This window comes from Ruegeria sp. THAF57 (assembly GCF_903914075.1).
In the GTDB taxonomy this organism is placed as follows: domain Bacteria; phylum Pseudomonadota; class Alphaproteobacteria; order Rhodobacterales; family Rhodobacteraceae; genus Ruegeria.
Window position 1 is genome coordinate 606891 of sequence record NZ_CAIWNQ010000001.1, and the last position, 18518, is coordinate 625408.

Consider the following 18518-nt stretch of genomic DNA (forward strand, 5'->3'; position numbering starts at 1 on the left):
TCCGGTCCTTCCGGTTACAACCGTAGCTCGGCCACAAAGTCGTAGGCGTCGCCGCGATACAACGACCGGGTCAGTTCTGCGACCCGCCCGTTCTTGAGAAATGAGATGCGTTCGATATTCAAACCGGCAGCACCTTCGGGAACTTCCAGCAACTCAGCCTCGCGCGCAGCAAGGTTGAGTGCCGAGATTTTTTGAACCGCCCGCACCGGACGGCGCCCCAGACCTTCGAGAACCTCGTAGAGTGAGGTCGTCACCTCAATCGGATTTGGCAGGATATCCAAAGGCAACGCAGCGCGCTCAAGCGCAAGGGGGCGACCATCGGCCTCTCGCAATCGGTAGATGCGGGCAATCTGTTCGCCCTCCGACAGGTTCAGCGCGCTGATTTCTTCGGCAGTCGGCGCAAAAACTCCGCGCTCAAGCCATTTGGACGCGGTTCTCATACCGCGAGTCGACATATCCTCGGTGAACGATGTCAGGTGAGTCAGAGATTGTTCGACCTTTGGAACGCGTTCGCGAATAAAAGAACCCGACCCCTGTCGCTGCTCAATAACGCCTTCCTGCACAAGCTCTTGTATCGCTTTGCGCACAGTAACACGAGACAGGTCGGTGATTTCTACCAATTCACGTTCGGACGGCAGCGACGAGTTGGGGGCAAGCACACCTTTGTCGATCCCTTCTTGCAACCTGCGTCGCAGTTGAACGTATCGTGGGCCGTTTTCGGGTGAAAGCCAAAGGTCTGCGCGCAGGAAATCAGTTATACTCATGCTGAATCTCCTTCGCCAATTCCAATGCTCCGACCAAAGGTTCCGCCAAAGGGGCAATCACGGCAGACTGCATCTCCGCTGGCAAGTAATCTGCGTAGTGCGACGCGATCCCTCCTGTCAGGCAAAACGCCTGATCTGGGCGCCAGCCCAATTTCGCTGCCATCGACGCTATGTAATCGCCCCCTACCTGCATGATCCGCTTGGCGATCGCATCGTTTTCCCGCGCAGCCGCAGTCACCTCAGGCGCGAGCGCGCCGAACTGGTCAGGAGTCGCAGTCCCGGCAAAACCGACGATACCGGCGGCGCCGTCGAAGCGGTCCAACAGATTGCGCGTTAGGCCGGTTTCCACTTCGACCCCGTCCACCACATTCAATGTCTCGGTCAGGGCACGGCGACCAACCCACTGAGCCGAAGCTTCGTCGCCCAAAACAGGCCCCCACCCGCCAGCGAACCGCATTTCTCCATCCATCTGCGCCGCAAGAAATGAACCAGTGCCGCAGTGTGCAATCAAGCCGTCACGCGCACCCAAAGCACCGCGCAGCGCCGCGGGCCGGTCGTCCTTAATCCGCGCCTGCGCCAATCCCAAAGACACGCGCAATCGGGACGCTATCCCGGCGTCCGTAACCCCGGCCAGCCCAACAAAGGACGGCCAGTGCAGCATGTCATCTGTTCTGCAGCCAACAATTTTGGCCAACCGTTCAATACCGATGTTGATCTGCTTAACCGCGCCCTCAAAATCGCTCGAAACATTGGCTGGTCCGGTTTCTACTGAATGGACGGCACCATCCATGTCACAGGCAACCCGGCAACGCGTTCCACCCCCATCAACCGCCAACACAGCATTATTTCGAGACTCAGTCATAGCAATACCATTATAATACCTATTGCCGCCGGGAAAGAAAAAAATAGACCAATTCGAACCAATTCCCCCTTTCAATTGCCAATTTCTTCAATTTTCCAGACGTTGGAAGAAAGTCATAGACAAGTGGTATTGAATAGGTATTGTAAAGAAAACCAATGGGGGATTCTCTTGACGCTGCCGTCGACTGAACAACTGCATCAAGAAGCTGCGCGGCTTGACCGCGGCGACCTGACGCTGTCTGCCCGGCTTCTGGCTTCGGGACAGGTTGCTGCTGCGAACACCGCACTTGAGGCGGTGGACGCCATAGCAGGTGGAGCGGAAGCAATGGCAAATACCATTCGTTCTGGCGGAGTGATCCATTACATCGCTGCGGGCTCTTCTGGTCTGATGGCCGCTGCCGACGCGCAAGAGCTTGGGGGCACCTTTTCGATCCCTGCAAGCCAGTTGCGGATTCACATGGCGGGTGGCTTGCCGACCGGCGTGGAAATGCCCGGCGCGGCTGAAGATGAAGACGAAGGCCTCAGAAATGACCTGCAGGACCTTCAGTCCAAAGACACGGTTATCGCGGTGTCAGCTAGCGGTTCCACGCCATACACGTTAGCGGCCCGTGAAATCGCCCAAAAAAAAGGTGCCACCGTCATCGGTATCGCCAACAATGCGCAAAGTCCGCTGCTGGAAGGTGCCGACATCCCGATCCTTTTGGCTACACCGCCCGAGCTGATTTCCGGATCAACCCGCATGGGTGCAGGAACGGCGCAGAAGATCGCCTTGAACATGCTGTCTTCGCTGATGGCGCTGGAACTTGGTCACGTTTATCGGGGCATGATGGTCAACCTGCGCGCAGATAATGACAAGCTCCGCGCACGGGCCGCTGGCATCGTTACACGGATCGCCGAAGTGGATACGGGCACAGCACAATCAGCTTTGGAAACGGCTGAAGGCGAGGTTAAGCCCGCCATTCTGATTGCAGCTCGCGGCCTGTCTCTGGCCGAAGCAACAGAACAACTGAACGCGACAAACGGCATCGTGAGCACCGCATTGAAAATACAAAACAACTGCTAACCAACTGGGAGAATACAATGAAACGCAAAAGCCTGAAACTTGCCCTATTGGGCACAACGCTTATGGCCACCTCGGCCTTGGCCGAGGACGTGACGCTGACCATCGAAAGCTGGCGCAACGACGACCTGACGCTGTGGCAGGAAAAAATTATCCCGGCATTCGAAGCCGCCAATCCGGGCATCAAGGTGAACTTCACGCCCTCTGCCCCCGCGGAATACAACGCGGTTTTGAACGCAAAACTGGAAGCTGGCTCTGCGGGCGATCTCATTACCTGCCGCCCCTTCGACACGTCGCTTTTGCTGTTTGAAAACGGAAACCTGGCGGATCTGAGCGATCTGGGTGCGATGGACAATTTTTCGGATGTAGCGAAATCCGCGTGGCAGAACGATGACGGCTCTGCAACGTTCTGCGTGCCGATGGCATCGGTGATCCACGGGTTCATCTACAACAAGGACGCTTTTGCGGAACTGGGCGTCGACGTCCCCACAACAGAAGACGAGTTCTTTGCCGCTTTGGAAAAGTTCAAGGAAGACGGGACCTATATTCCTATGGCGATGGGGACCAACGACCAGTGGGAAGCCGCCACGATGGGCTACCAGAATATCGGCCCCAACTACTGGAAGGGCGAAGAAGGCCGCTTGGCTCTGATTTCGGGCGAGCAGTCCTTGACCGATCCGCAGTGGGTCGCGCCGTATGAGACCATTGCACGTTGGAAGGATTATCTGGGCGACGGGTTTGAGGCACAGACCTACCCCGACAGCCAGAACATCTTTACCCTTGGACGCGCCGCGATTTATCCGGCCGGTTCGTGGGAGATTTCGGGCTTCAACGCACAGGCCGATTTCGAAATGGGCGCGTTCAAGCCACCGGTCCGCAACGCGGGCGACGAATGCTATATCTCTGACCACACGGATATTGCGATGGGTCTGAACGCAGCGTCGGAGAATGCCGAAGCAGCGCGCACCTTCCTTGACTGGATGGGCACGTCTGAATTCGCCACGATCTATGCCAACGCTCTGCCGGGCTTCTTCTCGCTGTCGAGCCATGACATCGCGATGGAAGATCCGCTGGCGCAGGAATTTGTAAGCTGGCGGAATGACTGCGGCTCGACAATCCGGTCAACCTACCAGATTCTGTCGCGCGGCACGCCGAACCTTGAGAACGAAACCTGGAACGCTGCGGCTCAGGTCGTAAAAGGCGCGGAAAGCCCCGCCGATGCAGGTGCACGGCTGCAAGAGGGTCTGGCCTCGTGGTACGCACCGCATCAGTAAGCTGACACATACCCGGGCGGAACTGTTCGCCCGGGTACACCCTTTACTCCTTTGAAAGCTGATCCATGAACCGCCCCCGCTTCCGCTGGCATATCGTTGTATTTCTGGCACCTGCCGTGCTGGTTTATACGGCGGTGATGATCTTCCCGCTGTTCAACACGCTGCGTCTGGCGCTGTATACAGAGATTGATCAAAGCCGTGTGTTCGTTGGATTGCAGAACTTTCAAACCCTGTTTTTCGATCCGATCTGGTCCGAGCAATTCTGGAACGCCCTGGGCAACAATTTCTGGTTCTTCCTGATCCATATGTTGGTCCAGAACCCCATCGGGATCGCACTGGCGGCGCTGCTCAGCCATCCACGCCTGCGCTTCTCGGCGCTGTACCGGTCGGCAATTTTCATACCGACGATCCTAAGTTTTGTGATCGTTGGCTTTGCGTGGAAACTGATCCTGTCGCCCATCTGGGGCATCGCACCTTCGATGTTGGACGCGGTGGGCCTGAAATCCCTGTTCGCACCGTGGTTGGGGAAAGAGGAATACGCCCTGACCACACTGGCGCTGATCTCGGTCTGGCAATTTGTGGGCATCCCGATGATGCTGATCTATGCCGCCCTGCTGACCATCCCCGAGGAAATCCTTGAGGCCGGAGAGATTGACGGCATCACCGGGGCCTCGGCCTTTTGGAAGATCAAGCTGCCGCTGATCCTGCCGTCGATCGGGATCATCTCGATCCTGACTTTCGTGGGGAACTTCAACGCGTTCGACCTGATCTATGCCGCCCAAGGCGCGCTGGCGGGGCCGGATTTCTCGACCGATATTCTGGGCACCTTCATGTACCGCACCTTCTTTGGTTTCCAGTTGCAACTAGGCGATCCGCATATGGGGTCGGCCATCGCTGGGGCCATGTTCGCGATCATCCTTGTGGGCGTCTGTATTTACCTCTTCGGCATCCAGACCCGGATGCGCCGGTACCAGATGTGAGGGGGCTAAAATGAACAAAGCACGCCATAACCCGATCAACACCGCCGCAATGCACGGGGCGCTGATCCTCTATACGCTGATCGCCCTGTTCCCGGTCTTTGTAATCCTGATCAACAGCTTCAAATCCCGCCGCGCGATCTTCCGGGAACCACTGGCGCTGCCGAATGCCGATAGTTTTTCGATGATCGGGTATGAGACAGTGATGAAGCAGGGGGATTTCTTCCTCTATTTCCAGAACTCGATGATCGTCACAGTGGCGTCGCTGTTCTTTATTCTGCTGTTCGGCGCGATGGCGGCTTATGCGCTGTCGGAATACCAATTCAAGGGAAACCTTGTGATGGGGCTGTATCTGGCGCTGGGGATCATGATCCCGATCCGCATCGGCACCGTGGCGATCCTTGAGATGATGGTGGCGACCGGGTTGGTGAACACGTTGTGGGCGCTGATACTGGTCTACACGGCGCAGGGGTTACCGCTGGCGGTGTTCATCCTGTCCGAGTTCATGCGGCAGGTCAGTGATGATCTGAAAAACGCAGGGCGCATCGACGGGCTGTCGGAATACACGATTTTCTTCCGGCTGGTGCTGCCTTTGGTCCGACCTGCGATGGCGACCGTGGCTGTGTTCAACATGATCCCGATCTGGAATGATCTGTGGTTCCCGCTGATCCTTGCCCCGGCTGAAGAGACCAAAACGCTCACACTGGGCAGTCAGGTCTTCATCGGCCAGTTCGTTACTGACTGGAACGCGGTTCTGTCGGCGCTGTCCATGGCGATCCTGCCGGTGCTGATCCTCTATGTCATTTTCTCGCGCCAATTGATCCGTGGCATCACTTCAGGAGCTGTCAAATGACCAAAGTTCTGATCGCTGGCCTTGGGAATATGGGCCTCAGCCACGCGCTGGCCCATCACAACCACCCCGACGCGCAGATCGTGGGGCTGGTAAACCGCTCAGGCCATGTGGATCACCCCGAACTGGGCCAATACCCCGCCTATTCGGATTTCCAAACCGCGCTGGCCGAGACCAAACCTGATCTGGTGGTCGTCGCCACCTATTCCGACAGCCACGCCGATTTCGCCTGCGCCGCGATGGAGGCAGGCGCGCATGTCTTTGTGGAAAAACCGCTGGCCACCAATGTCGCCGATGCAAAGCGTGTTGTCGAAACCGCCACCCGCCTGAACCGTAAACTGGTGATCGGCTATATCCTCCGCCACCATCCTTCGTGGATGCGCTTGATCTCCGAAGCACGGGATTTGGGCGGACCTTACGTGTTCCGCCTGAACCTGAACCAGCAATCCTCGGGGGCGGAGTGGGAAACGCATAAGGCGCTGATGCAGACCACCTCGCCCATCGTGGATTGCGGTGTGCATTATGTAGATGTCATGTGCCAGATCACCGACGCGCGGCCAGTCCGTGTGCATGGCATGGGCCTGCGCCTGTCTGAGGAGATCGCCGAGGACATGTATAATTACGGCCAGTTTCAGGTGATCTTCGACGACGGCTCGGTCGGCTGGTACGAGGCCGGATGGGGCCCGATGATGTCCGAGACCGCGTTTTTCGTGAAGGACATCGTCTCGCCCAACGGCTCGGTCTCGATCACCGACGGCAACAAGGGCGCCTCAGCGGATATCGACGGGCACACCAAAGTTGGTGGCCTGCTGATCCACACTCCGGGCGGCGACCGTACCGTCGAGATGCCGGATGAACCCGGTCATCAGGAACTGTGTGACGCCGAACAAGCCTTTATGCTGCGTGCCATCACTGACGATATCGACCTGACGCGCCATATGAATGACGCCGTCCAATCCCTTGCCATTTGTCTGGCTGCCGATGAAAGCATTCGCACCGGCCAGCCCGTTTCGCTCAAGGAGCCTACGACATGACCGCTCTGACCCTGACTAATGTGAACAAATCCTTTGGCGAGGTACATGTCCTGAAAGACATCTCGCTTGAGGTCGAGGAAGGTGAGTTCGTCGTCTTCGTCGGCCCCTCGGGCTGCGGCAAGTCCACCCTGCTGCGCGTGATCGCGGGGTTGGAAGATGCGTCCTCGGGCGAGATCAATATCGACGGGCAAACCGTCAATCTGGTGCCGCCGTCGAAACGGGGGATCGCGATGGTATTTCAAAGCTATGCGCTCTACCCCCATCTGAACGTGCGCGGAAACATGACACTGGCTTTGAAACAGGAAAAGCAGTCCAAAGCCGTGATCGAAGAGCGCGTCGCCACCGCCAGCCGGATGCTGAACCTTGAGGATTATCTGGATCGCTACCCCTCGGAACTGTCCGGCGGTCAAAGGCAGCGCGTCGCCATCGGGCGCGCCATTGTGCGCGAGCCGAAACTGTTCCTGTTCGATGAACCCCTTTCCAATCTGGACGCCGCCCTGCGGATGAACACCCGGATCGAGATCGCAAACCTGCACCGCGCGCTTGATGCTTCGATGATCTATGTCACCCATGATCAGACCGAGGCAATGACGCTGGCCGACAAGATCGTCGTGCTGCGTGACGGGCGGGTTGAGCAGATCGGCACTCCGATGGAGTTGTACAACAACCCTGCCAACCAGTTCGTCGCCGGGTTCCTTGGGTCGCCGTCAATGAATTTCTTGCCCGAGGGGTTGTTAGGCGAAGGTCAAAACACCATCGGCATTCGGCCAGAGGACCTGTTTCTGGCGGATGACGGTCCGCTGACAGCGCGCGTCAGCCATGTCGAAAAGCTGGGCGGTGATACAAACGTCATAGCCAAGGTCAACGACCATTCCGTCACCGCGCGCTTGTTCGGCCAGCACGCAATCAGCGAAGGCGAGGAACTGCGATTCGCCTATACCGCCGACAAAGCATATCGGTTTGACACCAATGGGCAGCGTTTGCGCTAGGGGCGCCTATCAACACCGAAAAACCTGAAGCGCCCGAACAAGCACCAAAGCTCTAAATTGCGGCGCTTTGGTTGGAATTACGGCGTGGTGGGACATATATATCTGGCAATGTCGGCCTGACAGAAGACTGGACAGACACATTTGCAGGGTCGTTATTCCACTGTCACAATGGGGTACTAAGTCCGTTTCATAGCTATCCATTTACAGCCAGGAGCCACCCCATGAAAGACGCTGATCGCATGTCTCTCTCTGCAGACGATTGGGACGAACTGCACTTTCCCCGCCCCGAGGAAAACGAATTTGACCGCGTTGTCGAAAGCGCCATCTCTCGCCGTGGGTTTCTGGGTGGCGTTCTGGCGTTCGGCTCAGGCGCGTCCGCAATGGGCGCGGGTCTGATGGGGTCGACTTCTGCGCTGGCGGCCGAAACTTCGCGCTTTGCCTTCACCCCTATTCCGGCGCAGACCGACGGAACCGTCCATGTGCCCGAAGGGTATGACTGGAAGGTGCTGATGCGCTGGGGCGACCCGCTGTTTTCGGACGCGGATGGCTATGACATCGCCAATGGTGGCCCGGTTGAAAAATCGGACCGTATTTTTGGTGAAAACACCGACGGGATGGAGACCTTTTCATTCAAGGGTCACGAACTGATCGCGATCAACCATGAATTTCCAAACAACGGCATCAACCTTCCCACCGCGCAGGAAGGTGTTCCCGCCAACGCGGGAGACGTTCTGAAAATTCAAAATATTCAAGGCGTTACGGTGATGGAGGTCAAGGAAATTGAGGACGAATGGTCTGTTGTAAAGGACAGCCCGTTCAATCGCCGTATCCACCACAATACGCCTATGAAAATCGTGGGTCCCGCTGCCGGTCACGACCTGCTGAAAACCAAGGCCGACCCAACTGGCACGGCGTCGCTGGGCACCATGAACAATTGTGGTGCAGGCAAAACGCCGTGGGGCACTTACCTGACCTGCGAAGAAAATTTTAACGGCTATTTCGGGTCATCCGATGAAACCGCCGTTTATGATCAACCGATCGTGGACGGATATGCGCGCTATGGCGTCAAAGCCAAAAGCTGGAACGGCTACGAACTGTTTGATCCACGTTTCGACACGTCGAAAAACCCGAATGAACCCCACCGCGCGGGCTGGATCGTGGAAATCGACCCGACCAAACCCGACAGCACGCCTGTCAAGCATACCGGTCTGGGCCGCTTCAAGCACGAAAATGCCGAGGTCACTCTGGCTGCGGATGGCCGTGTGGTCGTCTACATGGGCGACGATGAGCGGGGCGAGTACCTGTACAAGTTCGTCTCGAACGGCACCTATCAGCCGGGCGGCGAGACCGAGAGCCTGCTGAACGACGGCACATTATACGCAGCCAAATTCGACGACGACCTGTCGGGCGAATGGCTGCCTTTGACGCCCGAAACAACAGACATGAACGCCGCAGAGATTTCGATCTTCACGCGTCTCGCAGCCTCGAAAGTGGGTGCCACGACCATGGACCGCCCGGAATGGGTTGCCTCCAGCCCGGTTGCGGTCGAGGCATATTGCTGCCTGACCAACAACAAGAACCGAGGTATCAAGCCAAACGCCGGTGGTGACGATACGTCGATCAATGGACCTAACCCGCGTGAGACCAACAAATACGGTCAGATCGTGCGTTGGCGCCCAAGCAACGACGACCACGCAGCAGATACATTCGACTGGGATCTCTACGTCATGGCCGGCAACCCAACCGTGCATACGGATGCCTATGCCGGGTCGCCTAATGTCAATGAAGGCAACCTGTTCAATTCGCCGGATGGTATGGTCATCGACACAACCGGACTGATCTGGATTCAGACAGACGGCAATGACAACAACGCCGAGGACTTTGCCGGAAACGGGAACAACCAGATGCTTGTTGGTGACCCGATCACCGGAGAGATCGCGCGCTTTATGACAGGTCCGAAAGGGTGCGAAGTTACGGGCCTTGCGTGGTCAACCGACCTGCGGACAATGTTTGTAGGCATCCAGCACCCCGGCAGCAATTGGCCCGATGGCGGCACGCCACGATCCTCGATCATCGCCATCAAGCGAACTGACAACGGTTTGGTCGGTTAAGACACCTTTTGGCAGCGCTCTCTTGCAGATGCGATTTGGGCGCTGTCAGATATCTTCGCCCGGCAAAGCCAACGGCCCGCCGGGGGCCATCAGGTGACGCTCGGACAGCCACGGGTTCAATTCCAAAGCCTGCTGCAGAGCTTTGCGCGCTTCGTCCGTTCGCTGAAGACCAAGTAATGTCAACGCACGACCGCTGATCGCGGCGACGTGGTTCGGTGACAGCTCAATCGCCCGGTCCAGATCGGGCAATGCAGCCTGAAAATCCTGCCTAAGATAATGGGCAAAGGCACGCTGGTTATATCCCTCGGCGTAGGACGGGCAGTATTCGATCAGCTTGTCGAAATCCTCGATCGCGCCCAACAAATCCCATGCGTTCCGACGCGTCATACCCCGGTCCAGAACTGCCTGAGCAGTTTCGTCAGGTGCATCCGTCCAGTACTCCCACAATTGATTGGACAGCGCGCGGGCGGCCTGTTCATTTTCAGCCTGTTGTATCTGCGAGATTATTCCGGTTACTCCGACGGAATGATCAGGTGCCATCGGGCAATCATCGGCAAAAGCGGCAAGTGAGGTTGCAGCAATAAAGGCAAAGGTAAGGGCAAGCTGTTTCATACAGCAATGGTGACGCTCGCGCGGCTTTCGTCAACCCGGCCCTCAGAACGTGCCCGAGACGCTGGTTTCCTTGACCGCCTCCATCGCGACAAAGGTCGAGGTGCTGGCCACGTGGGGTAACGAAGAAATTTTCTCGGCCAGAACGGCCCGATACTCGGACATCGAACCGGTGCGGATTTTCAGAAGGTAGTCGAAATTCGATGCAATCATATGGGCTTGCTCAATCTCGGCCACTTTGCGCACGGCCGCATTGAACTCGGCCAATGCCTTTTCACGGGTGTCGGTCAGGCGCACCTCGACAAAGGCCACGTGGTCCAGACCAAGGCGGATCGGGTCCAGCAGGGCGCGGTATCCGGTGATGATGCCATCAGCCTCAAGTCTCTTCACACGTGCTTGAGTGGGCGATTTCGACAACCCGATCCGCCGCGCAAGGTCAGCGATGGGGATACGCCCATCCTCAGACAGAATCGTCAGAATTGACTGATCGAACCGATCAAGACCCGGAAAGTCCTTTTGCACCGCATTACTCCAAAATTTCAGGTCATTCGCCTTGGATTTGGCATAAATAAGGCAATCCTCCTGCCAAATCGACCCTATATTTGTCAAAAGCCCCGGAGGATACATGTCACACAGCCTGCGCGCCCATATCGACGGTCAGACCTATGCAGATCAGTCAGCCATTTTGGATCACCTGATTGCGCAGGCGGATCTTACCCAAGCCGATCGCGAGTCTATTTGCGCGTCTGCCGCACAGTTGGTGCGCGATATTCGCTCCAGCACGTCGCCCGGCATGATGGAGGTATTTCTGGCCGAATACGGCCTGTCCACTGACGAAGGCGTGGCCTTGATGTGCCTGGCCGAAGCACTGTTGCGTGTCCCCGATGCCGACACGATCGACGCGTTGATCGAGGATAAGATTGCGCCATCCGATTGGGGTAAACACCTTGGCCAATCTTCGTCTTCGCTGGTCAATGCCTCAACGTGGGCCTTGATGCTGACGGGTAAGGTTCTGGATGAAGGCAAATTGTCTCCAGTCGGCGCCCTGCGCGGCGCAATCAAGCGATTGGGCGAGCCTGTGATCCGCACGGCCGTAGGCCGGGCTATGAAAGAAATGGGCCGTCAGTTCGTACTGGGCGAAACCATCCAAGCCGCAATGGACCGCGCCAAGGGGATGGAAGCCAAAGGCTATACCTATTCCTACGACATGCTGGGCGAGGCCGCCCGGACCGAAGCCGACGCCGCCCGCTATCACCTATCCTATTCGCGCGCGATTGCGGCCATTTCCGATGCCTGTACCCATGACGACATACGCGCCAATCCGGGAATTTCGGTGAAGCTATCGGCGCTGCACCCGCGTTATGAACTGGCGCAGGAACAGCGCGTGATGGATGAGCTTGTGCCCCGCCTGCGTGCGCTCTGCCTGCTGGCCAAAGCCGCCGGAATGGGCCTGAACGTAGATGCCGAAGAAGCCGACCGCCTGTCCCTGTCGCTGCAAGTGGTCGAAGAGGTCATGGCCGAGCCTGCCCTGGCCGGGTGGGACGGGTTCGGGATTGTGGTTCAGGCATATGGTCCGCGCGCCGGGCTTGTTCTGGACACACTTTATGACATGGCCCAACGTCACGATCGCAAGTTAATGGTCCGGCTGGTCAAAGGGGCCTATTGGGATACCGAGATCAAGCGTGCGCAGGTCGAAGGCGTCGACGGCTTCCCTGTCTTCACCCGTAAGGCGGCAACCGACATCTCGTATATCGCCAATGCGCGCAAATTGCTGGGTATGACCGACCGTATCTATCCGCAATTCGCCACGCACAACGCCCATACCGTCAGCGCGATCCTGCATATGGCCAAGGACCAACCCTATGAATTCCAGCGTCTGCACGGGATGGGCGAAACGCTGCACGGGTTGGTCAAAGATCAGAACTCTACCCGCTGCCGTATCTACGCTCCGGTCGGTGCGCATCGTGACTTGTTGGCATATCTGGTGCGTCGACTGTTGGAGAACGGTGCAAATTCATCTTTCGTGAACCAAATCGTGGATGAGACTGTGCCGCCAGAAGAAGTCGCCGCGGACCCGTTCAACGAGGTCCGCGAACCGGCACGGCCACTGCCCACCGGACCTGAACTTTTTCAGCCCGAACGCCCGAACTCGCGCGGGTTTGACTTGCAACACACGCCCACATTGGATCGGATCGACGCCGCCCGCGATGGCTTCCGAGCACATCACTGGTACGCGCGGCCACTTTTGTCCGGGGATGCAACGCCCAAGGACGACCAGCCTGTCATCAACCCGGCCCAACCTCAGGATCGGCCCGGCGCTGTCGCCCCAGCAAGCGCCGAAGACGTCGAACTGGCACTGGCCTCAGCGGTGCCGTGGCAATCGCCAGCGACCGAGCGGTCCCGCATCCTAAACGCCGCTGCCGACCTGTATGAAGACCATTTTGGCGAGCTTTTTGCGCTGTTGGCCCGTGAGGCTGGAAAATCGCTTCCGGATGCGGTTGCTGAACTGCGTGAAGCCGTCGACTTCCTGCGGTATTATGCTGCGAATATTCCTGATCTTGCGCCTGCTGGAACCTTCACATGCATCAGCCCGTGGAACTTTCCGCTGGCCATTTTCACCGGCCAGATTGCTGCGGCGCTTGCCACTGGTAACGCTGTACTGGCCAAACCCGCCCCGCAAACGCCGTTGATCGCGCATCGCGCCGTGCAGTTGATGCATGAAGCAGGTGTGCCACTGGGTGTTCTGCAATTGCTGCCGGGTGGTCCCATGGTGGGTGCGGCACTGACCTCGGATGCGCGGGTTTCGGGCGTGGCTTTTACAGGCTCCACCGCGACGGCCCTGAAAATTCGCGAGGCAATGGCAGAAAACCTGCGGCCCGGCACCCCGTTGATCGCGGAAACCGGCGGGCTGAATGCCATGATAGTGGACAGCACCGCCCTGCCCGAACAAGCCGTTCAATCCATCATCGAAAGCGCGTTTCAATCGGCGGGTCAGCGCTGCTCGGCCCTTCGGTGCCTTTATGTGCAAGAGGACATAGCGGACGACCTGCTAACGATGCTGAAGGGCGCGATGGAGGCCCTGCAAGTTGGCGACCCGTGGTTGATTTCAACCGATTGCGGCCCTGTTATCGACAACGATGCACGGCAGGTCATCACGGATCACGTTGCAACCGCCCGTCGGGACGGGCGCATCTTGAAAGAGACGCCAACGCCGCCCGACGGCACATTCGTCGCACCGACGCTTATTGAAATCCCCGGCATTGCCGCGCTCGAACGAGAAATTTTCGGCCCGGTTCTGCATGTCGTGCGATTCAAGGCGTCCGAGATTGATCAGGTGATCGCTGACATCAATGCCACGGGATACGGCCTGACCTTTGGCCTGCACACGCGCATTGACGACCGTGTTCAGCACATCACCGAAGCCGTTCACGCGGGCAATATCTATGTGAACCGTAACCAGATTGGAGCGATTGTCGGATCGCAACCATTTGGTGGTGAAGGCCTTTCTGGGACTGGCCCCAAAGCCGGCGGTCCAAACTACATGCCCCGTTTCTGCGCACCCGACCGCCAGAACAGCGCCGGGACGTGGAACGCAACAATGGGCGACATGCCTGCCCCCGATGGCGAACCGGCATCAGTTCAAACCCGCTCCCTGCCCGGCCCGACCGGAGAATCCAACCGCCTCAGCGAGTTCCCCCGCCCGCCTCTATTGTGTCTGGGGCCGGGTGAGGCCGCTGTTCAGACACAAGCGGCTGCAGTACAGGAACTGGGCGGTTCAGCAATCCGCGCCACAGGTACAATCGACCTGCACCGGCTTGAAAATGCGACAGGTATCTCTGGCGTTTTGTGGTGGGGGGACGAAGCAACCGCCCGAGACATTGAACGGCATCTGGCCCGCCGCACTGGTCCGATCCTGCCCCTAATCCCCGGCTTGCCGGACAAGGCCCGAGTACTGGCCGAGCGCCACGTCTGCGTCGACACAACCGCCGCAGGGGGTAACGCGGCGCTGCTGGGTGGTGCGGCCTAAACAGACCTTGACGCTGGGCTAAGGAAAGCCCAGCGTCGCGCCATGTTTCCCATCCGCGATCATAACCCTTCGGGGCGTACTCCGTTCGTCGTTTACCTGCTAATGGCAGCGAATATCCTGATCTTCATCAGCTATGCAGGCGCCATGGACGACGCGCGACTGATCAACCAGATCTACTATGATTACGCCGTGATACCGGCGCGGATCACCGATGGTTTCGCGTTTGATACATTGGTGACATCAATGTTCCTGCACGGGAGCTGGATGCACCTTATCGGTAACATGCTGTTTCTGTGGATCTTTGGCGACAACCTCGAAGATGAGATGGGCCACCTGCCCTTTTTGCTGTTCTATCTGGCTGCCGGAGTCAGCGCTGGCCTGATCCACGTCCTGACAGCCCCCGGTTCATTGGTCCCCACTATCGGCGCATCGGGCGCGATTGCCGGAGTGATGGGCGGCTATTTGCTGCTGTTCCCCAAGGCGCAGGTCGATATCCTGTTGATCTTGATCATTTATATTCGCGTCTTCACCATTCCGGCTTTTGTTATGCTTGGGGTCTGGCTTGGCATGCAGTTTCTGGGCAGCCTCTCCAGCAACCCGGACGAAGGGGGGATTGCATATTGGGCACATACAGGCGGTTTCTTCGTCGGGCTGGTGTTGAGTATTCCGTTATGGTTGCGACGCGGTGGCGTCAAATTCTGGAACCGGACACACGGCCACCCGCCGCACCCAGAGCAAACCTATAAGTTCTCGCAATCACGCATCCCCCGCATTCCGCGCAGGTAGACGCCCGCCACTTAGTTCAGTGATTTCCCGGGCAGCAGCCATAACCAAGCCGCCCAAGTCCGGCGCCCGGTCCGCTTTGAACCGCACAGTCGGGCCAGACACAGATATCCCGGCACAGGGTTCGGCGCGATCATTGAATATCGCCGCGCCAATGCAGGACATGCCTTCATAGCGCTCTTCCCGATCATGCGACCAGCCCCGCTTTCGCGTCAGCACCAAGTCCGACTGCAACTTTGATCCCGGCAGCAAAGTATTTTCGGTAAAGGCAATAGGTTCCCCCAAGCCCAGCGCTTTGGTCAACCCGGCCTCGCCCAGTTCGGCCAGGATCGCCTTGCCAGTTCCCGATGCATACATCGGGGTCCGGGCCCCCGGCGGAAAAAACGCCCGGATGGGGTTCCCGGTTTCGACCTGCCCAACAAACACAACCTCGAACCCATCGGGAACCGCCAGATTGGCCGTCTCACCGCTGTCTTGCATCAAGCGCCGCAGGATGGGTCGTCCGATCTCGATCACGCTGTTTCTACGCAGGAAAGACGCGCCGGTTCTGTATGCCTCGATGCCAATCACCCACTCCTGACGCTCTTCGTCAAAGCTGACGAAGCCGTGTTTTTGCAACGTGACCAGAATACGGTGCGTAGTGGCTGTGGGAACCCCGATCTCTCTAGCCAGATCACTCAGCGCGGCCCGCTCCATGCGCGCAACCGTGGTCATAACGCCCAACGCCCGATCCAAAGACTGCATGGTCCCGGCCGAGCTTTCCTTGAACATGGATTTCGGTCGACCCCGTGGTCTTTTTTGCGGCTCTTGTCCCAATTTCCCTTCCTCCTTTGCCCGATATTTTTTGTCGCAGTTGAAATTCGCCATCAAAATGAAAAACGGAAATCTACACGAATTTCGCGAGTTACAGATTTTTTGACAAAAATGAAAATATTTTTCAAGAAAATTGCATGAGGCCACACAATCCCGGAAAATGTCCTCCAAAGCGGAGGAATAGAAGATGTCCAACCAAAACCCGGTCTTCATACCAGGGCCGACAAATATCCCCGACCGGCTGCGGCTGGCCATGCAGGTTCAAACGCAAGACCACCGCGCGCCGGATTTTGTCGACACGTTCGCCCCTATTCTGGAAGAGACAAAGCGTGTCTTCAGCACTCAAACCGGTCAGATCGTGACATTCCCTGCCTCGGGCACCGGCGGGTGGGAAGCGGCGATCACCAATACCCTCAACCCCGGAGACAAGGTTCTGGTGGCCCGGTATGGCGTTTTCAGCCATCGCTGGATCGACTTGTGTCAGCGGCACGGATTGGACGTTCAGGTCATTGATTGCCCTTGGGGGACAGGTGCACCTGCGGACCTGTTTCAGGCCGCTCTTGCCAAGGACACGTCACACGATATACGCGCCGTTCTGGTGACCCATAACGAAACTGCAACCGGCGTGCTTTCGGATATCGGTGCTGTGCGTCAAGCCATGGACGCCGCAAACCATCCCGCGATGCTGTTTGTGGATTGCGTAAGCTCGCTGGCCTCTGTGCCGTTTCAGTTTGACACATGGGGCGTCGATATCGCCGTGTCGGGGTCGCAAAAAGGGTTCATGCTGGCGACTGGGATGGCGATCCTGTGTGTCAGCGAAAAGGCGCAAGAGGCGATGGCGTCCGCCAAGCTGCCCCGCACCTTCTTTGATTTCCGTGACATGATGGCCGCGAATGCGTCGGGCGGGTTTCCCTATACCCCGCCGCTGCAACTGATCTACGGGATGCGCGAAAGCCTTAAGATGCTGTTTGAGGAAGGCTTGGACAACGTCTATGCCCGCCACCACCGGCTGGCCGAAGGGGTTCGCCGAGCCACCGACGCCTGGGGCTTGAAGCTGGTTGCGCAGTCGCCGGACCTTTATTCCGATACGGTCAGCGCAATCTATGTCCCCGATGGGTTCGACAGCAACGCCCTGACAGATCATGCCTTCAACGCATATGGCGTGTCCTTCGGGATCGGCCTTGGGCAACTGAACGGCAAGGCGTTTCGCATCGGTCATCTGGGCAGCCTGACGGACGTGATGGTCCTGTCTGGCCTCAGTGCGATCGAGATGGCGATGGCGGACCTGAATTACCCGATCTCACTAGGCAGCGGGGTCGCGGCCGCGCAGGAATTTTATCGTTCCGGCTCGTCCGGCAACGCACAGGCGGCAGCCTGAGGAGATTGACCATGCTGGATCACACCCCCGCCGCAAAGCTGACAATCGGCGACATGCGAACGGCGCATGAACGGATCAAACCATATATCCGCCGAACCCCGGTCATGGTGTCCGACTACCTGAATGACCTGACCGGCGCCGAGCTGTTTTTCAAGTGCGAGAACTTTCAAGAGGCCGGCGCCTTCAAGGTTCGCGGAGCAAGCAACGCCGTGTTTGGCCTAAGCGATGAGAAGTCGGCAAAGGGTGTCTGCACGCATTCCAGCGGCAACCACGCACTTTCACTGTCCTATGCGGCCGGGCGGCGGGGCATCCCCTGCCATGTGGTCATGCCGCGCACGGCACCACAGGCCAAGAAGGACGCGGTCCGGCGCTTTGGCGGAACGATCACCGAGTGTGAACCGTCGACCACCTCGCGCGAGGCGACTTTTGCCGAAGTGCAGGCCAAAACGGGCGGCGAATTCGTCCACCCCTATAACGACCCCCGCGTGATCGCTGGGCAGGCGACATGTTCGGCGGAACTGCTGGAACAAACTAACGGCGTGGATGCGGTCATCGCGCCGATTGGCGGCGGCGGTATGGTGTCCGGAACCTGTTTGACGGTGTCAAACCTAGCGCCCAGTACAGCGATTTATGCTGCGGAACCGGAACAGGCGGATGACGCTTACCGTTCGTTCAAGGCGGGTCGCATAGTCGCGGATGACGCCCCCAAAACAGTTGCCGATGGTCTGCTGGTGCCGCTCAAAGAAAACACGTGGCACTTTGTGTCCAACCACGTGACCGACATCTTCACCGCCTCGGAGGATGAGATCATCGAGGCGATGAAATTAACGTGGAAATACTTGCGCGTGGTGATGGAGCCGTCCTCGGCGGTGCCTCTGGCAACCATTCTCAAAAATCCGGACGTGTTTCGCGGAAAACGAGTCGGTGTGATCATCACCGGCGGCAACGTGGATTTGGACAAGCTGCCCTGGCTCAAATGGTAAGGAGG

At 58.1% G+C, this 18518-nt stretch carries 16 protein-coding genes; 11 read left to right on the plus strand and 5 right to left on the minus strand.

The features are described from left to right. Positions 1-14: 14 nt before the first annotated feature. Together RUESEDTHA_RS02945 and RUESEDTHA_RS02950 are read right to left on the minus strand one after the other, a co-directional pair. Positions 15-764: a GntR family transcriptional regulator gene (locus RUESEDTHA_RS02945; RefSeq protein ID WP_180884217.1), complete on the minus strand. Its 750-nt coding sequence runs from the start codon at positions 762-764 to the stop codon at positions 15-17. Beyond that, positions 751-1554, minus strand: a complete 804-nt coding sequence (locus RUESEDTHA_RS02950) for a BadF/BadG/BcrA/BcrD ATPase family protein (RefSeq protein ID WP_255431600.1) — start codon at positions 1552-1554, stop codon at positions 751-753. Before RUESEDTHA_RS02950 ends, RUESEDTHA_RS02945 begins: the two co-directional genes overlap by 14 nt. Between RUESEDTHA_RS02950 and RUESEDTHA_RS02955 the strand changes: the two genes are divergently transcribed. From RUESEDTHA_RS02955 to RUESEDTHA_RS02985, 7 genes are all read left to right on the plus strand, one after another. Next, positions 1537-2688 (plus strand): N-acetylmuramic acid 6-phosphate etherase, encoded by a 1152-nt coding sequence (locus RUESEDTHA_RS02955; protein ID WP_180884221.1) that lies wholly within the window; start codon positions 1537-1539, stop codon positions 2686-2688. The genes RUESEDTHA_RS02950 and RUESEDTHA_RS02955 overlap by 18 nt on opposite strands. A 17-nt stretch (positions 2689-2705) precedes the next feature. After that, positions 2706-3959 (plus strand): ABC transporter substrate-binding protein, encoded by a 1254-nt coding sequence (locus tag RUESEDTHA_RS02960; protein ID WP_180884223.1) that lies wholly within the window; start codon positions 2706-2708, stop codon positions 3957-3959. 65 nt (positions 3960-4024) lie between these two features. Beyond that, entirely contained in the window at positions 4025-4939 is a 915-nt protein-coding gene (locus RUESEDTHA_RS02965; protein ID WP_171120388.1) for a carbohydrate ABC transporter permease, read from the plus strand. 10 nt (positions 4940-4949) lie between these two features. Then, positions 4950-5789 carry a carbohydrate ABC transporter permease gene (locus tag RUESEDTHA_RS02970; protein WP_170384640.1) on the plus strand — a complete coding sequence of 280 codons (840 nt, stop codon included), beginning with the start codon at positions 4950-4952 and terminating at the stop codon, positions 5787-5789. Further along, on the plus strand, positions 5786-6820 hold the full coding sequence (locus tag RUESEDTHA_RS02975; protein WP_180884225.1) for a Gfo/Idh/MocA family protein: 1035 nt from the start codon (positions 5786-5788) through the stop codon (positions 6818-6820). The genes RUESEDTHA_RS02970 and RUESEDTHA_RS02975 overlap by 4 nt, the downstream gene beginning before the upstream one ends. Continuing rightward, the gene (locus RUESEDTHA_RS02980; RefSeq protein ID WP_180884227.1) at positions 6817-7809 is read left to right on the plus strand and encodes an ABC transporter ATP-binding protein; all 993 of its coding nucleotides are present in this window, start codon (positions 6817-6819) and stop codon (positions 7807-7809) included. The genes RUESEDTHA_RS02975 and RUESEDTHA_RS02980 overlap by 4 nt, the downstream gene beginning before the upstream one ends. A gap of 221 nt (positions 7810-8030) precedes the next feature. Then, complete coding sequence (locus tag RUESEDTHA_RS02985; RefSeq protein ID WP_180884228.1) at positions 8031-9920, plus strand: PhoX family phosphatase; 1890 nt, start codon at positions 8031-8033, stop codon at positions 9918-9920. A gap of 45 nt (positions 9921-9965) precedes the next feature. Here RUESEDTHA_RS02985 and RUESEDTHA_RS02990 read toward each other — a convergent pair whose 3' ends face one another. Beyond that, positions 9966-10532 (minus strand): tetratricopeptide repeat protein, encoded by a 567-nt coding sequence (locus RUESEDTHA_RS02990; RefSeq protein ID WP_180884230.1) that lies wholly within the window; start codon positions 10530-10532, stop codon positions 9966-9968. 42 nt (positions 10533-10574) lie between these two features. After that, positions 10575-11051: an Lrp/AsnC family transcriptional regulator gene (locus tag RUESEDTHA_RS02995; RefSeq protein WP_180884232.1), complete on the minus strand. Its 477-nt coding sequence runs from the start codon at positions 11049-11051 to the stop codon at positions 10575-10577. Between the two features lie 103 nt (positions 11052-11154). Between RUESEDTHA_RS02995 and putA the strand changes: the two genes are divergently transcribed. Together putA and RUESEDTHA_RS03005 are read left to right on the plus strand one after the other, a co-directional pair. Then, positions 11155-14556 (plus strand): bifunctional proline dehydrogenase/L-glutamate gamma-semialdehyde dehydrogenase PutA, encoded by a 3402-nt coding sequence (gene putA, locus RUESEDTHA_RS03000; RefSeq protein WP_180884234.1) that lies wholly within the window; start codon positions 11155-11157, stop codon positions 14554-14556. Between the two features lie 42 nt (positions 14557-14598). Beyond that, positions 14599-15342 carry a rhomboid family intramembrane serine protease gene (locus RUESEDTHA_RS03005; protein WP_180884236.1) on the plus strand — a complete coding sequence of 248 codons (744 nt, stop codon included), beginning with the start codon at positions 14599-14601 and terminating at the stop codon, positions 15340-15342. Here the strand turns inward: RUESEDTHA_RS03005 and RUESEDTHA_RS03010 are convergent. After that, positions 15313-16110, minus strand: a complete 798-nt coding sequence (locus tag RUESEDTHA_RS03010; RefSeq protein ID WP_255431601.1) for an IclR family transcriptional regulator — start codon at positions 16108-16110, stop codon at positions 15313-15315. The genes RUESEDTHA_RS03005 and RUESEDTHA_RS03010 overlap by 30 nt on opposite strands. Positions 16111-16339: 229 nt before the next feature. Between RUESEDTHA_RS03010 and bhcA the strand changes: the two genes are divergently transcribed. Then, a complete protein-coding gene (bhcA, locus tag RUESEDTHA_RS03015; protein ID WP_180884240.1) occupies positions 16340-17530 on the plus strand; it encodes an L-aspartate--glyoxylate aminotransferase BhcA in 1191 nt (396 codons plus the stop codon). Between the two features lie 11 nt (positions 17531-17541). After that, on the plus strand, positions 17542-18513 hold the full coding sequence (bhcB, locus tag RUESEDTHA_RS03020) for a beta-hydroxyaspartate dehydratase BhcB (RefSeq protein WP_180884242.1): 972 nt from the start codon (positions 17542-17544) through the stop codon (positions 18511-18513). The last annotated feature ends 5 nt before the right edge of the window (positions 18514-18518 follow it).